We start from the raw sequence: 14989 nt of genomic DNA on the forward strand, positions 1-14989 counted from the left end.
TAAGTAACAGAATAAGTGCAAAAAAGGATTTGCACCTATTCTTGTTACTAAAAATGTAAATCATTGATTTTTAGGATGTAATTCATTGGTGCAAGGTGCAGCTATATCTGTATATAGCTGCACCTTGCACCAATGAATTATCTTGTCCTAGAAAAACTTTACAGATTATATTACTTTGTCCTATATGAGCTTGACATTATCAGGAATTGAATGTTTTAGTCCTGCTGTGCCTTTACACTTCGGCTCAAAGATAGAGACTTCTTCATTAAGTACATTCCTCTTTCGATAATAATTCTTCCATTTGCGTTCCGTTTTAATATTTGTTTGATGAACCAAGGCAGGAACCATATAACTGATACTCTGATGCGGTCTTTGATTATTATATAAATCAATAATTCGACTAATGAAGTTAATAGTTTCCTGCCATGATTTTAGCTTAACATCGTATATCCATTCTGTTTTCAGAATGCCATTTATTCTTTCTGCTATTGCATTTTCAAGTGGATCGCCACTTTCCGTCATGCTAATTTGTACCTTATGCTGCGTTAGCAAATTAACATAACTGGCGCTGCAATATTGGCTTCCTCTGTCTGAATGATGAATAAGCCCGGAATATCCTTCCGGTAAACTATTTAAAGCCATTTTCAAGGCAGCAAGAGCATTGCAAGCACGAAGTGATGGAGCAAGCTCCCAACCAACGATCTTATGAGAATAGGCATCTGTTACAAGTGCTAGATAAGCAAAACACCCTGCCATCTCAATATAAGTAATGTCGCTTACCCATAATTGATTGGGAGCCTTTGGTATATAATCCCTTATCAAATTGGGGTATTTACGCATCCAATGATTGGAAAAAGTCGTTTTTCTCTTACTTCTCACCCTGACTTGTCCTAAAATAACCTTACAGCTCCTCTCTATTTCTCTTATTATACTTTGACACATTACATGAAACATAGAAATTTGCCATAATCATCTCCTTTGTAATATAAATCTAAGGTATTTTTATTTGATGTATTTATCTTATTGTATAATATTTTGTTTATATATTCCAAACTATTAGGCCATATTGATAAATTATAGGGCTAAAATGATAATCAATAATATTTTATCTTGTTTTTTCTTTGCACAATGAATAATGGGCTGCGTATTATATTCAATAAATATATTGTTGTTAATTAGATAATTTGTTTGCCTTAGATGATTAATATTCTTTTTGGCAAGATTTATAGATATATTATTTTTATCAATTATTGTTGTAAATATAAATATGAAAAGTAAATTCACATTATGGAGTGTTGTATTGCTCTTGGCCGGATTTATATTTGTAGGATGTGACAATGAACGAACGGAAAACGCATCTGATTTTCAGACAGGAATTCATAAAATTGTAATCCAACAGTCCGGTGACACAGATTCATTTGAAGTGAGTGTAAGTATCGGTGGTGCTGACAAGGGTGGTCCCGCCAAGTTGTACAATGACAAGGGAGAATACATTGGTGATTCCTATTCTGCCCAAATAAGGACGGCAGCTATGTCTTGTCGTACAAATGGGAATGCGTTTTTCATGACCTGTGCCGGTTCGGTTTCCAGTATCTCGGAGGCGGGTAAACGGCTTCATATAACAGTAATAGGCTACATTGACGACAAGGAGGTTAACCGTTTGGAAAAAGAATATATAACAGATGGTAATACCCTTATTGAAACTTTCAGCGTTTCAACCAAGGAGATATGATCCGGGTAGAATACAGAACTTGTATTGAAAAGAGCATAACGCCTGAACATGTTTCTTATCGAACTTTTTTTCCTAACTAAATAATTTATGAATACACTTCAAAAAACAGCGGGAGCAATTCTGTCGCTCTCGCTATTGTGTGGGATGCAGGTTTATGCGTTCCCTGACTACCCTTCCCTGAGGGGACAAATTATCGAACAGAGTGATATCTGTCAAGGAGTTGTCAAAGATGCCAATGGCGAAAGCATTATCGGCGCATCCGTACTTGTCAAAGGGACGACAAACGGCAGCATTACGGGACTTGACGGTGATTTTTCCCTTAGGAACGTAAAAAAAGGGGATATAATTGTTGTTTCTTATGTCGGCTATCAGAGCCAGGAAATAGCCTGGACAGGTGAACCGTTAAACATCGTTTTGAAGGAAGATGCCGAAGTCCTTGACGAGGTGGTTGTTATTGGCTATGGTGCTGTAAGAAAAGCGGATATGGCCGGTTCCGTAGCCGTGCTGGACAACAAAAATTTCAAGGACCAGCCTATAACCCAGGTTGCAGACGCTCTTCAGGGGCGTGTCAGTGGCGTTCATGTTGAGAACAGCGGCGTCCCCGGGGGAAGCGTGAAAATCCGCATCCGCGGTGCTAACTCCATCAGCAAAAGCAACGACCCTTTGTATGTGGTTGACGGAATCGTCCGCGAAAGCGGTTTGGACGGTATCAATCCCGAGGACATCCGTTCGATGCAGGTTCTCAAAGATGCATCGTCCACTGCCATATACGGTTCCAGGGGTTCGAACGGGGTCGTTCTGATCACTACCAAGAGTGGTAAAGCCGGTGTGCGTGAAATTATGTTCGACGCATCAGTGGGAGTTTCCAATGTATATAAGAGATACGATATCCTTGGAGCATACGATTACGCTCTGGCGCTCAAGGAGGTCAAAGGTATTGATTTCTCAAACGAAGAGATGCAATCCTATCAGAACGGAACGGCGGGCATCGACTGGCAGGATGAGATTTTCCGTACGGGGATCACCCAGAATTACAAGTTGGCTCTTTCCAATGGTAGCGAGAAGACCCAATATTACATTTCCGCCAACTACATGAGCCAGGAAGGTGTGGTCATTGAATCGAAGAACGAGCGTTATCAGGCGAAGGCGAATCTTTCCTCACAGCTTACCGACTGGCTGCATATCACGGCTGACATCAATGCTTCCCACGGTGTGCGTCGCGGGGGATCTTTTGCCTCCGGTAAGGATAATCCGATCTGGATTGCTTTGAACTATTCGCCTACCATGACGATGATGGCCGAAAACGGGAACTATAACACCGATACTTATAATTCCATAGCTTCCAACCCGGTCGGTATCCTAAAGTTGCAGTCGGGAGAGACAATGACCAATGTTTTCAACGGACGTGTTGATTTGCGCCTTGATATAATGAAGGGGCTGACATTCACCACAACCAATGGCGTGGACTATTATGACGGGAAAAGTTATAGTTTCAGCTCCAAACGAGTGGGGACCAAGAGTGGTATGGGCAACAATGACACTTACCGCCTGATGCTGCAGAGTTCCAACAACCTGACATATACGGGTTCTTGGAACGACCATCATCTGACAGCCACGGCCGTATATGAGGTGACCTCCTCCGAAACCAGGACAATGGGTATAACCGGTAACAACCTGCTGACCGAGGGTGTGGGCTGGTGGAATGTGGGTATGGCTTCCTCTCGTGATGCAAACAATGGTTACGAGCAATGGGCGTTGATGTCGGGAGTGGCCCGTGTCATGTACAATTATAAGGATCGTTATATGCTTACCGGAACATTTCGTGCCGACGGTTCTTCTCGCTTTGCCAAAAAGAAATGGGGGTACTTTCCTTCTATTGCCGCAGCTTGGACGTTGAGCAATGAGGATTTCATGAAGGATGTTTCCTCGGTTCAGGACATTAAACTTCGCGCCAGTTATGGTATTGTGGGTAGCCAGGCTATCAGTCCTTACGCGACCATGGGCCTTATGAGTGCTACTGCATACAATTTTGGAACCAACAGTAATTTTACCGGTTATTGGGCAAATGACATAGCGACTCCTGAGCTTACGTGGGAGAAGACCAAACAGTTCGACCTGGGCTTGGAGTTCTCCCTGTTTGACAGGCGGCTGAATTTCAGTGTGGACTATTTCTATAAACGCACTACAGATGCGTTGCTTAAAAGAAGTATCCCCGGATATGTCGGCGGTAACTCTTTTTGGGTGAATGACGGCGAAATCAGTAATCGTGGTATTGATTTGAGCGTGACCGCCCGGATTATGCAGAATGACCGGTTCCAATGGACCTCCACCTTGAACGGTACTTATTTGAAGAACCGCGTGGAACGCCTTTCCGGTGGTGAGAATGATTTCATCAACGGCTCCAGTCCGGCTGCCGGTATGGTTGATTATGCCACCATTATCAAGCCGGGTGAGGCCATCGGTACTTTTTGGGGATATGAATGGACCGGCTTGGATGAAAAGGGACATGACACCTACACGGATGTAGATGGCAATCAGATGATAGACGGTGGCGACCGCAAGGTCATCGGCAAGGCCAATCCCGATTTCACCCTGGGATGGAACAACTCCCTGTCTTATAAAAACTGGGATCTGAACCTGTTCTTCAACGGATCTTTCGGAGCCAAGCGTTTGAATCTTGTAAGATATACGATGGCTTCGGCCGAAGGGAATTCCCGCTTTGTAACTCTGGCAGACGCCTATCTGAAGGGATTCGACAAGATTGGCTCTTCGGCAACATACCCGAGCCTGACCGAAGGTGGAAATAATCTGCAGCCGGTTTCAACCAAATGGCTGGAGAACGCGGACTTCCTTCGTCTGGAGAATATCAGTCTTTCATACACTTTCCCCAAAAAGACAACGGGATTCGCTGATTTGCGGCTTACTTTCAGCTGTCAGAACCTTTTTACAATAACCGGGTACAAGGGGATGGATCCGGCCGGTACTACCTTCTCGAACAGCAGCGTTGACGTTGACGCGGGTATTGACATGGGAGCCTATCCTTCCCCAAGAACATTCACATTCGGTCTCCGGATGAATTTTTAAATCTAAAATAGAAGAACTTATGAAAATAAAAATAATAGCAGGCACTATGGTTGCCCTGTCATTTTCACTGATGTCGTGCAGTGATTTCTTAACGGAAGATCCGGGGGAAAACTCACTCCGGAAAACTTCTTCTCTACCCAGGATGAATTGAACATGAGCATATATGCCCTTTACCAGAAAGTCAATCTTTCACAGGTATATACGAACATGCAGCTGCCCCAGTGGCAGGGGGATGATATAACGACCAATCCGGGGAGCAACAAACAGCCTGCCGCAGAAATGGACAAGTTTGCCGCAGCAAACAACAACAAGGGTGTCAAAGATGCGTGGAACATGCATTATGCCATTGTAAAGGCTGCCAATTTGATCATACAGGGGGCCTCTAAAACACCTACCACTCAAGATGAGATAAATATCGCCCTCGGGCAGGCTAAATTCTGGAGGGCATACGCTTATTTTACCCTGGTGCGACTTTGGGGACCGCTGCCGATGAATCTGGACAATGTCAACGATGATTATACCAAACCTCTATCCCCCGTGGAAGAAGTGTATGGTCATATTGTGCAGGACCTGACCGAAGCTGAGGCCGTATTGCCTACGGGTTACAGTGGCAGCCCCCGCTTTCTGAACGGAGTGAATGTGTATGTAACCCGGCAGGCAGCCAAATCTACTTTGGCAGCAGTGTATATGGCTATGGCCGGCTGGCCGATGAACAAAACGGAATATTACGCAAAGGCTGCTGAAAAGGCGAAGGAGGTCATTGAGGGTGTGAACAGAGGTGAATACGAGTATAAGCTCGATAAGGATTACAAAGATGTGTATGCTATGAGCAATAACTATAATAATGAGACGGTGCTCGGCATAAATTATTCACCGTTCGTGGATTGGGCACAGGATTCGGAGCTTACTTCATGTAACCAGTTTGAATCGCTGGGCGGCTGGGGAGACGCCTGGGGTGAAATTCGTTTCTGGAAGGAGTTTCCTGACGGTCCGAGAAAAGATGCGACTTATGATCCCAAGATTCGTCTGAAAGACGGAACGTTGGTTGACTGGTGGGAGTTGAAGGAGGACGGTACCCCTGTCGTTCCGGAACATCACCCCATGTTCAGTATATTCTCCGTCAACTGGGATCCTGCGTCAAAAGTGAATACCAGTGCCCCGTATGATTATACAAAACCGGCCAGTCAGAACATGTGTAATGACCATCGGCATAGAATCATTCGTTATTCGGAGGTTTTGTTGTGGTATGCGGAAGCCAAGGCCAGGACGGGGCAGACGGACGAGTTGGCATTCAAGTGTCTGAATGATGTCCGCGAGCGTGCCGGACTGGAACCGCTCACCGGACTTTCTGCAGATGACCTTGCCGAAGCGGCTTATAAGGAGCATGGTTGGGAGGTGGCAGGCTACTGGGTGGCCCTTGTCACACGCCGTGCGGACCAGTTCCGTATGAACAGACTGAAAGACACCTTTAAGGAAAGAGCGGAGAACACGGCTGTTGAAGTCGCCGACGGGATCCTGGTAAAGGAGTCTGTAGAATATACGAACAGGACATGGAGTGACAATCTGATGTATCTTCCATATCCTGATATGGATTCCCAGAAAAACCCGAATCTGGTAAGGTGATTTTTTATTTTAAGCCAGAGGGCACCCGCCAATCACCAGTTGATTGGCGGGTAGCTCCTCTGATTTTCAATGTATAATTTTTTAATATCATGTACTAAATTTTGAATTGTTTTTTCCGTGTTCTCTGCTCCTGCCTTTCCGGTCATATGTTTTCGGAAAGAAGGGTATGTGACCTGCACGTGACTTTTGAGCTGATAGGGGAATGGGGTGTGGAGATCGTTCCCGTGGCATTATTGTTCATTCTTATGTTTTTCTCCCTTTTGGAAACTCAGGAGGTATCATTCCCGTCCCCATTGATATCCATGTTTGCGGATAGTCATTTGTAACGTGCTTGCGGCATGATAATGTCGGAAATCATGGACAAACGCATAATAGGTACACATTCGATTTTTAGTAATAACGGATTGGAATCATGAACATTCTGAAGTTACAAGGATTGGACGGTCGGCTTTTTGACCTTGTCGCCCCTTTGGTAATGAACCCGGCCGTATTGCGGCAAAATAATAATTACCCTTTCAAAACGACGCGTAACCATGTCTGGTACATTGCCATGGATGAGCAAAGGGTGTTGGGATTCATGCCCGTGAAAATGACCTTGACAAACAATTGCATAGATAACTACTATATTAGCGGGGATAACTCCTCTGTAATAGAGATGTTATTGGACCGTATTATCCATGATTTTTCTTCTGATGGTTCCCTTGTGGCCGTTGTACACGAACGCCACGTGGAAGACTTTTCAATGAAGAATTTTATCCCCTGTGTCGAGTGGAAGAAGTATGTCAAGATGCGTTATCATGAAGGAGGTGGGGCATGATGCGCCGGATGGATGTCCACGAGGCCGCCAACCGGAGATTGAAGATCATCTTTGACTATTTTGATTACGTGTATGTCTCTTTTTCCGGTGGCAAGGATAGCGGCATCCTTCTCCATTTGTGCATGGATTATATCCGCATGCATGCTCCCGGTAGAAAACTGGGTGTGTTCCACATGGATTACGAGGTGCAGTACCGCCAGAGCACGGAGTACGTGGAAAGGATGTTTTCCAACAACCGGGATATCCTTGAAGTGTTCCACTGTTGTGTCCCCTTCAAGGTACCCACATGTACTTCCATGTACCAGCAGTACTGGCGTCCCTGGCAAGAGGGGTACCAGAATATCTGGGTTCGCCAGATGCCGGGCACCGCTCTTACCGTGAAAGATTTTGATTTCTGGAACGACAGCCTGTGGGATTACGACTTCCAGTCTCTTTTCCCTTCCTGGATACGTCGTAAGAAGGGATGCAAGCGTGTTTGCTGCCTCGTGGGGATCCGCACGCAGGAGAGCTTCAACCGGTGGCGGGCGATTCATTCCGACAAGAATTACCGTAAGCTGGCCAACTACAAGTGGACTCACCGTGTAGGATATTACACTTATAACGCCTACCCGATATACGACTGGAAGACAACGGACGTGTGGACGGGGTATGCCCGGTATGGTTGGGATTATAACCGTTTGTATGACTTGTATTACCAGGCCGGGATTCCCTTGTCCCGCCAGAGGGTGGCCAGCCCGTTTATCTCACAGGCCGTTTCGACCCTACATCTTTATAAAGTTATTGATCCGGATACCTGGGGACGCATGGTCAGCCGGGTCAACGGCGTCAGTTTCGCCGGAATGTACGGGAACACGGTTGCAATGGGCTGGCGCTCCATCAGTTGTCCGGACGGGTTCACGTGGAAAGAGTACATGTACTTCCTCCTTGACACGCTTCCTCGGGCGACAAGGGAGAACTACCTGGAGAAACTGAGGGTGAGCCAGAAATTCTGGAGAGAAAAAGGAGGCTGCCTGGGAGAGGAAACGATCGGGAAGCTGCGTGCGGCCGGTGTACCGTTCACGGTGGAAGAATGCACGGCATACCGGACTGACAAGAGGCCCGTCCGCATGGAGTATATAGACGAGATAGATATCCCTGAATTTCGTGAAATACCCACTTACAAACGAATGTGCGTCTGCATCCTGAAAAACGATCATACCTGCAAGTATATGGGTTTCACGCAGACCAAACGGGAGAGGGAGATGAAAGAGAGAGTTTTGAAAAGATATAAATTGTGATTGTCATGTCAAGTTTTAAAAGTCCGGCGTATAACGTCAAGGCCGTGCCAGTCGAGAAAATCGTGGCCAACAGCTATAACCCGAATGTCGTTGCTCCCCCGGAGATGAAACTGTTGGAACTGTCCATCTGGGAAGACGGCTACACGATGCCCCTCGTGTGTTATTACCGGGAAGAAGAGGATATCTACGAGCTGGTTGACGGTTACCACCGCTATCTGGTTATGAAAACATCCGTCAGGATTTACAAGCGCGAGAACGGATTGCTGCCTGTAACAGTCATAAACAAAGACATCTCGAACAGGATGGCCTCGACTATCCGTCATAACAGGGGCAGGGGAATGCACTCGCTGGAACTTATGACAGGTATTGTGGCGGAACTGTCAAAATCGGGTATGTCCGACAGCTGGATCATGCGCAACATAGGCATGGACAAGAACGAGTTACTCCGTTTCAAACAAATCTCAGGTCTGGCTGAATTGTTTCGTGACAGGAGTTTCGGGCTCTCAGACGACTGGTTGGAGGAATAAAACGGTCTGTCTGGTATCCGTAACAAATATACATGGTGTTTATGCTTGCAAATCATTATTTGTAGGTATTGCGAGTGATGATTAAAACCGTTAATTTTGCAAACTAATGGATCGTACGAAAAAAAGACAGAGACAGCGGGCTGTCATAGCATGTATGTTGTTGCTGACATTGATGCCCTTTTTCCTCGTGAAAGCTTTTCATGTTCACGGGGAACATTCGTGCGTATCCCATAACGAACAGGGGCACTCCCGTCACGATTCTCCTGAAAATTGTACCATCTGTCTCTTTACGCTCTCCCCGTTTGTCGAGGCAGGGATTTTTATATACGATTATATTCCGACTGGCAGGCCTGTAAGGTATCTTATCTCCGGGGAAACAGATGTCATCGTCATTCTTTTCCCGCATTTCCTCCGTGCACCCCCTGTGTGTTTGTCATAACTCCCTTGAGGGATTCGCATGCCATCACTGTGATTGCGTGCAGGGGCTTTTCATGTCCTGTCTTAACAGATTATAACCCGTTTATATTTTTTCAAGTATGACATTTCATGCATATCTCCAGTATGCGTGCCTGCTTGTTGTCTGCCTATGTACCCTCCCTTCTCCCATGGAAGCACGGGTACAGGCTGACCGGCAATCGACGGGTACACGCGATACTCTGCTGGTCATTGACCAGGAAAGCGGGCTTCCCATTGAAGGGGCCTATATCCTGACCGGGGAACGGTTACTTGTCAGCTCCCCCGTGGAATGATTGTTTTCGGTCATGGAACGTGTTTCATGGATACGGTCCTCGTGCAGTGCCTGGGTTACGGTTCCCGGCGTGTGCCTTTGAACGAGGTATTCAAAGAAAGTAGCATACATACCGTATGTCTCTCCCCGGACATACAAAAACTCGGGGAAGTGGTCGTGACCGGTGAACGTGCCGGGGCGTCACCCAACGTGGTGAGCCGGCGCCTTTCATCTCCCGAGATCAGGAACGCGCTGGGAACCTCGCTTGCCACCCTGCTCGAACGTGTCAGCGGGGTAAGTTCCATCAGCACGGGAACCGCTGTATCCAAACCCGTTATCCAAGGAATGTACGGGAACCGGATACTGATCATCCATAACGGTGCCCGCCAGACCGGGCAGCAATGGGGGGCCGACCACGCTCCCGAAGTGGACATGAACGGCAGCTCCTCTGTTTCGGTAATCAAGGGCTCCGATGCGGTAAGATACGGTTCGGATGCCCTTGGAGGGATTATCGTCATGGAGCAGTCTCCGCTTCCTTTCAGAAAACGCTCCCTTCAAGGGGGAATCTCCGCACTTTACGGAAGTAACGGGCGTCGCTACGTGGCTACCGGACAGCTCGAAGGTGCTTTTCCCGGTGATTTCGCTTGGCGTCTGCAAGGAACCTGGTCAAATTCCGGGGACCGTTCCACTGCGCACTATCTTCTGAACAACACGGGAACCAGAGAGTATCACGCTTCCGCCTCTCTGGGCTATGACCGCGGACGTCTGAGAGTGGAAGGTTTCTACAGCCGCTTCTACAGCCGGACAGGGGTGATGCTCAGCGCCCAGATGGGTAGCGAGGACCTGCTGGCGGAACGTATCCGGCTTGGTCGCCCCCTGCACACGGATCCCTTCTCCCGTGGTATCAGGCCTCCCTGCCAGGAGGTCACCCATCAGATCGCATTCGGCAGGATGCGGCTCGGCATGAAGAAGGGGGAAGTATTCACTGGCAGAGTACCTGGCAGAAGGACGATAGGCAGGAAAACCGTGTCCGGCGGCTGGATTCTAACATTCCGGCGGTTTCCCTGCACCTGAATTCATTCCAGCATCTTCTGCGCTGGAAGCGGGATTACCGCTCCTGGCAGGTCGAGGCGGGAGGTCAGGTCATGTTCATCGAGAACCACAGCCGCGCGGGTACCGGATTCGTGCCCGTTATCCCGAACTACACGGAGACACAGGCAGGGATATACGGAATCGGGAAATATCATCTGGCCAGGGGAGGCGTTGAAGCAGGCCTCCGCCTGGATATGCAGGAAACCCGTGCCAGTGGTTATGACTGGACGGGAAGCCCCTATGGCGGGACAAGAAAGTTTAACAACGTGTCCTACAGCCTGGGAGGACACTATCAACTTTCCAGACGCTGGAGGCTCACCTCCAACTTCGGTCTGGCTTGGCGTGCCCCTCACGTGTATGAACTGTACAGCAACGGGAACGAGCTCGGATCTGGGATGTTTGTCAGGGGAGACTCTGCGATGCACTCGGAAAGAAGCTACAAATGGATATCTTCCCTCCGTTACGGCGACGGGATGTTCAGCGTCTGTCTGGACGGTTACCTGCAATGGGTGGACGGCTATATCTATGACGGGCCGGAGAAAGAGACAGTCACCGTGATTTCGGGGGCATACCCGGTCTTCCAGTACAGGCAGACCCCGGCTTTCTTCCGCGGTATGGACTTTGACCTGCGTTTCACTCCGGGCGGTTCATGGGACTACCATGCCGTCGTCTCCTTTATACGGGCAAACGAACGGACAAAGGGTAATTATCTTCCTTATATTCCCTCCTTCCGTTTCAGCCATGAACTTGCGTGGATACACGAGACGAAATCGCATCTCAGGCTGCGTCTGAACATCAGGCACCGTTTCACCGCAAAACAGAGGCGGTTTGATCCGGACACGGATCTTATCCCGTATACTCCCCCGGCGTACCATCTCCTCGGGTTCGACGCTGCTCTTGAACTTCCCGTGAAACGGGGACACCAGGTCCGGTTCATGCTGTCGGCAGACAACCTCCTGAACCGTGAGTACAAGGAATACACCAACCGCTCGCGTTACTATGCGCATGATATGGGACGTGATGTGCGTTGCGGTGTAAACTGGATTTTTTAATTTATAACAACTATAATCAACACTAATAAATAAAAAGAAAAATGAGAACAATTGCATGTAAAACCGTGTGGGCACTTCTGATAGGAGTGTCCCTTGTCCTGTCGCTGAACTCTTGCAGCAAGGATCCTGTAATACCAGAAGACGAGACGAAGAACAAGCTGCATGAGGACCCGGCAAAAATGACCGTCCGCCTCGTTGAATGCCACCTGCACGCTGACTGGAACGAGATACAGAAGGCCGGAGGTCCCCACCAAAATCCGGAATCCCCAGCCAGGTATATGAAACGTGTCCAGGAGATCACTTATGAACTGAAGACCGGCAGTGGATGGACCCTTGCTGAAGGAAGCCAGGGCAAGTTTTACGTTCAGAAAAACGGCGAATATAAAAATGGAAACAACTTTACCCCGGCCCCGGTTTACCTGATGTTTATCTATTACTACAATTCCAAAGGAGAGTTAATGAACGGCCAGTTCGTGGAGAACGGGCAGGAGAATATCCACCAGCATTTCTTCACCCCGGAGAACGTGAGACCTACCTTTGACGGGAAACCGGAAGCTGACGACAATGATCCGGAGGCACTGGTGGATTATCTCTATGTGGATACCACGCCCTGGGACAAGACCAAACATGACAACGAGGCGGAAATTACGGGAGGCACTAACCCGGTAGGATTAAAAGGAGTTATCCGGTTCCTGAAGGACCGCAAGGAGTTTGACCTGAAACTCCGCCTGTATCACGGCTACAATTCTAAAAAGAACCCGCAGACAAACGGCTTTGACCCGTTCTACAAGCCCTCCGGGGTATTGATCCAGCGTGGAACATGGGATATTAACCTGAGCATCCCGGTAGTGGTGTTTTGGAGCCGCGAGGAGTTTGTTGATGTGGACCCGGAGGCAGATGTGAACCTGATCGGGGAGGATAGCCTGGATGAAGACAGCAACCGCACGCTACACTCCATCATGAAAACCTTCAGTCTTACATGGAAGGAGGCGCTTGAGGAGTTCATCTCCTATACCTACCAGGCGGGGGATGTGGAAGCTGGATCCATATGGCTTTGATAATCTTGCGTAGGATGGAATTCTCTCTTTGTCAATCTACAGGCGGCAGGTGGGGCCGCCTTTTTTGTCTTGTGCAGCGAAAAAATCCCATCTGCCATGCTTAATCCCCGTGGTTTACTTGGGGATGTATTGGGACATGCTTTACCATCTCACCCTGTTCCATTTTTCATGTTTGGCAAGTTGAAAAAAATCCTATACATACAAGACGTACCGTTCCCTTACCGACGGGTCTGGAACCGACTTCCCGTCTTTCGTGCAATTTTCCCGCTTGGTTACTGAACTTTTTTGGTCTTTTTCCGATTTGATGCATATAAGTTTATGCTTCCTTTCCAGGAAACAAGGAAGCGTCAAATGTCTAACTAATAAAAAACTTATGGCAACAGTTAAAACAGTATTGGTAAAAGGAAGGAGCAACCGGTCCGGCAAATTCCCGTTAGTCGTGCAGGTTCTTCACAAGCGAAGGAAAAAGGTTGTTTATACAGGATTCAGCATCCCGGATACCCTGTTTGATCCCGTAAAAGGGAGGGTTATCGACGGCGGGGAAAACACCCCGGAGTCGATTCGGAGGATCAACAACAGGTGCGAAAGTATCTCAAGGGTACTGTTAAAGTGTATTTCAATGATAGAGAAGAAATCCCGGGAATACGAAATAGAGGACGTATTCAGGACTTACGGCGTGTTAACCCGCGAAGCCGGTTTTTATTTCTATTTTTCACGGAAAATCCGAGAGCTTCGTGAATGCGGTCATGAGGGAACAGCCCGGGCATACGCCTCCAGCCTGCGTTCCATGCAGAGGTACCTGGGAAAAAAGGATTTTCCTTTCATAAAACTCTCTTCCCGGATCATTTCCGACTACCAGGGGAAACTACTCGCTTCGGGTATATGCGATAACACCATTGGTTTTTATCTGCATAATATCAAGGCTCTTTTCAGGAAGGGATGTCGGGAGATGGGCCTGGAACTTCCTTGCCCATTTCGCGATATAAGCATTAAAACGGAAAAAACTCTCAAACGCTCCCTTGATCCGGTTGTGATTAAAACACTATCCGCAATTGAACTGGAAAAGGACAGCCCATTATCTCTTGCCCGGGACATTTTCATGTTCAGCTTTTACACGCGTGGAATGTCATTCGTCGATATTGCATTGCTAAAAAAGAGGCATGTTTTCCCGGGTGAAATCTGTTACAGGCGTCACAAGACCGATCAATTGATGCGGGTAGGTATAAACAAGGAGATCAGTCGTATCCTGGAAAGATACAAGAATGTACCGGGAGAATACATCTTCCCGTTGTTTCCGGCAGAACGGGATCCGTACGCTGGTTATAGAAGTGCCTACCATAGGATTCGTTACTCCCTGGGAAAGATTTCCCGGGTCATTGGTTTGGAATTCCCGCTGAGACTTCACGCGGCCCGCCATTCATGGGCCACGATAGCCAAGGTGAACGGTGCCTCGGTTCATGTTATTGGTGAGTGTCTGGGGCATACGTCGGAAAAAACGACCCGAATCTATCTGAAAGAACTGGATCATTCCGCACTGGATGCGGTTAATAATCAAGTGGCTGACTTCATTTTAGCGGTGGATGATTGACCGGGCCCGACCGCGAAAGATATCAGCTCAAATTCTTCAGTTCCCGTCTGGACGATGGACGGCGGTTAACCACTCCCAAAGAGGCTTTTACCACCGATAATTTTACCATTCCCGGATGTTTCTGTAAATCCCGCCTTGGTGCACGTGGCGGGATTATACAGGAAAAAAAGGAACACCTTATTTAGCTAATTTATCTTATACCGTCTTCAATTGAAAGATGGCTACGAGAGGGATTTACATGTTATGGTATCTACGTTTTGGACCGGCATCTGTTGGGTAAACAGATGATTTAATGGAATAATAATATTTTTCTACATTAGTTAAATTCTATTATCTAAGATATTTTTTTCACTTTAATTATAGTATATTATCACAATATACGTATATTTGTTCCTGTTTCTTCACTCTCTCC

The 14989-nt window shown here is 47.5% G+C and carries 9 protein-coding genes and 2 pseudogenes; 10 read left to right on the forward strand and 1 reads right to left on the reverse strand.

Annotation, left to right across the window (positions count from 1 at the left end; genetic code table 11):
* Nucleotides 1-180: 180 nt before the first annotated feature.
* The gene (locus tag NXX38_RS09715) at nucleotides 181-879 is read right to left on the reverse strand and encodes an IS3 family transposase (RefSeq protein WP_157454349.1); all 699 of its coding nucleotides are present in this window, start codon (nucleotides 877-879) and stop codon (nucleotides 181-183) included.
* Nucleotides 880-1267: 388 nt separating this feature from the next.
* Between NXX38_RS09715 and NXX38_RS09720 the strand changes: the two genes are divergently transcribed.
* From NXX38_RS09720 to NXX38_RS09765, 10 genes and pseudogenes are all read left to right on the forward strand, one after another.
* A complete protein-coding gene (locus tag NXX38_RS09720) occupies nucleotides 1268-1732 on the forward strand; it encodes a beta-barrel fold lipoprotein (RefSeq protein WP_032534161.1) in 465 nt (154 codons plus the stop codon).
* A gap of 87 nt (nucleotides 1733-1819) precedes the next feature.
* Entirely contained in the window at nucleotides 1820-4816 is a 2997-nt protein-coding gene (locus NXX38_RS09725) for a TonB-dependent receptor (RefSeq protein WP_032534162.1), read from the forward strand.
* Between the two features lie 19 nt (nucleotides 4817-4835).
* A pseudogene (locus tag NXX38_RS09730) lies at nucleotides 4836-6439 on the forward strand (RagB/SusD family nutrient uptake outer membrane protein).
* A gap of 412 nt (nucleotides 6440-6851) precedes the next feature.
* Entirely contained in the window at nucleotides 6852-7256 is a 405-nt protein-coding gene (locus tag NXX38_RS09735) for a hypothetical protein (RefSeq protein WP_005805232.1), read from the forward strand.
* Entirely contained in the window at nucleotides 7253-8533 is a 1281-nt protein-coding gene (locus NXX38_RS09740) for a DUF3440 domain-containing protein (protein WP_032534164.1), read from the forward strand. Before NXX38_RS09735 ends, NXX38_RS09740 begins: the two co-directional genes overlap by 4 nt.
* 5 nt (nucleotides 8534-8538) lie before the next feature.
* Nucleotides 8539-9060 (forward strand): ParB/RepB/Spo0J family partition protein, encoded by a 522-nt coding sequence (locus NXX38_RS09745; protein ID WP_032534166.1) that lies wholly within the window; start codon nucleotides 8539-8541, stop codon nucleotides 9058-9060.
* A gap of 106 nt (nucleotides 9061-9166) precedes the next feature.
* Nucleotides 9167-9499, forward strand: a complete 333-nt coding sequence (locus NXX38_RS09750; protein WP_008640858.1) for a hypothetical protein — start codon at nucleotides 9167-9169, stop codon at nucleotides 9497-9499.
* Between the two features lie 97 nt (nucleotides 9500-9596).
* Nucleotides 9597-11931 (forward strand): annotated as a pseudogene (locus NXX38_RS09755) (TonB-dependent receptor).
* Nucleotides 11932-11972: 41 nt separating this feature from the next.
* Nucleotides 11973-12989, forward strand: coding sequence for a hypothetical protein (locus NXX38_RS09760; RefSeq protein WP_007485339.1), 1017 nt, complete (start codon nucleotides 11973-11975; stop codon nucleotides 12987-12989).
* Between the two features lie 373 nt (nucleotides 12990-13362).
* Nucleotides 13363-14577, forward strand: coding sequence for a site-specific integrase (locus NXX38_RS09765; protein ID WP_007485338.1), 1215 nt, complete (start codon nucleotides 13363-13365; stop codon nucleotides 14575-14577).
* Nucleotides 14578-14989 lie beyond the last annotated feature (412 nt).

The organism is Bacteroides sp. BFG-637 (genome assembly GCF_024793605.1).
In the GTDB taxonomy this organism is placed as follows: Bacteria; Bacteroidota; Bacteroidia; order Bacteroidales; family Bacteroidaceae; genus Bacteroides; species Bacteroides vicugnae.

Coding starts and splice junctions, on each gene's coding strand:
- NXX38_RS09720 (WP_032534161.1), top strand. CDS start 1,268: ATGAAAAGTAAATTCACATTATGGAGTGTTGTATTGCTCTTGGCCGGA.
- NXX38_RS09725 (WP_032534162.1), top strand. CDS start 1,820: ATGAATACACTTCAAAAAACAGCGGGAGCAATTCTGTCGCTCTCGCTA.
- NXX38_RS09735 (WP_005805232.1), top strand. CDS start 6,852: ATGAACATTCTGAAGTTACAAGGATTGGACGGTCGGCTTTTTGACCTT.
- NXX38_RS09740 (WP_032534164.1), top strand. CDS start 7,253: ATGATGCGCCGGATGGATGTCCACGAGGCCGCCAACCGGAGATTGAAG.
- NXX38_RS09745 (WP_032534166.1), top strand. CDS start 8,539: ATGTCAAGTTTTAAAAGTCCGGCGTATAACGTCAAGGCCGTGCCAGTC.
- NXX38_RS09750 (WP_008640858.1), top strand. CDS start 9,167: ATGGATCGTACGAAAAAAAGACAGAGACAGCGGGCTGTCATAGCATGT.
- NXX38_RS09760 (WP_007485339.1), top strand. CDS start 11,973: ATGAGAACAATTGCATGTAAAACCGTGTGGGCACTTCTGATAGGAGTG.
- NXX38_RS09765 (WP_007485338.1), top strand. CDS start 13,363: ATGGCAACAGTTAAAACAGTATTGGTAAAAGGAAGGAGCAACCGGTCC.